The organism is Thiolapillus sp. (genome assembly GCF_048562965.1).
GTDB classification, from domain to species: Bacteria; Pseudomonadota; Gammaproteobacteria; order Chromatiales; family Chromatiaceae; genus Thiolapillus; species Thiolapillus brandeum_A.
On the sequence record NZ_JBHNMF010000872.1, the window covers coordinates 1 to 1,199 of the forward strand.

Genomic DNA, 1,199 nt, shown 5'->3' on the forward strand with positions numbered 1-1,199 from the left:
AGAGGCTTCCGCAATAAAGAGCGGTTTGCCAATGCCATTTACTTCCATCTCGGCGGGTTGGATCTTTACCCTGATGGGATTACTAGATGATGGGCGCCCACTCAATCAGGGGAAGAGCCCATTATTTGAACCGAATGAAGTGCTTCAAACCTCTCCCAGGCATGGGAGAGGGGATGGGAAGTTACTCCATGATCTCCGGCGTTTCGATCTTGTGCACCGCCGGATCGAACTCCTCGACCTTCTCCAGCAGCGCCGCGGCGTTGCGCATGTTGGCTTTTACCGCCTTCCGGCTGCTGCCCTGCATGGCGGCATAGCGGCTCAGGGCCGTGTACTGCGCCAGCTCGGGACGCTCGGCAATGGCCTTGCGGTGTTCCGCCATGGAGGGAATACGCGCCTCCTGGGTCTTCTTCTGCACCACGGTGACATCCTCGAAGCCAATGCGCAGGCCGTAGACGATGTAGTCGAAGCTCACATTTTGTGAACAGTCCTGCGCGCCACTGACAACCAGTTCACTGGTGGTCTTGGCAGCCACATACAGAAGGCAAGGCTCACCCATGGGCGTCAGGTGCGCCGTCAGGCCGATATCGGGGTTGGTCACCCATTTGAAGGTCTCGCCCAGGGGGATGCGCGCCTCGCCATCCACCAGCCGGGCGCTGCCCCGGGTATAGGTGGCCACTTCGTCGCCTTCCGGCGCGGCATAAACAATCACCTCGTCCTTGTTCTCCGGGTGGTTCTGCACGAAACTCACACTGCCGGAGCCCTTAATCTTGTAGGTGTCGTGGCCGACACGGGCGTAGGTATGACTGGTCAAATCCATGAAAAAACCGCCCATGGTATTGCCATAAGCCCGAATACCATTATCACCATACCCGACATAGGCTTGGCCCGAACCGTCGGCATCGGCGAAAAAACCGCCCCCTTGATTGTCGGAGGCTGTGATGCCCCAGGGCAATGCCGCCGACGGTGCCGCCAGCAACAGGAACAGACCCAGGATGGATAATGTGTGCGTTTTCATTGACCTTCTCAATCTAATCTCTCAGACGCTATTTACGATACTTCTCTTTTAACTATATGCAGGGAGGCTCTTCCCCTGATTGAGTGGGCGCCCATCATCTAGTAATCCCATCAGGGTAAAGATCCAACCCGCCGAGATGGAAGTAAATGGCATTGGCAAACCGCTCTTTATTGCGGAAGCCTCT

1 protein-coding gene is annotated in these 1,199 nt (G+C 56.7%); it reads right to left on the reverse strand.

Annotated elements, in window-relative coordinates:
• Window positions 1-181: 181 nt before the first annotated feature.
• Complete coding sequence (locus ACOCD2_RS20805; protein ID WP_419583129.1) at window positions 182-1,015, reverse strand: hypothetical protein; 834 nt, start codon at window positions 1,013-1,015, stop codon at window positions 182-184.
• Window positions 1,016-1,199: the final 184 nt, after the last annotated feature.

What these genes read in the sequence shown, in the direction of transcription:
- ACOCD2_RS20805 (WP_419583129.1), bottom strand. Translation starts at nt 1,015, where the DNA reads ATGAAAACGCACACATTATCCATCCTGGGTCTGTTCCTGTTGCTGGCG.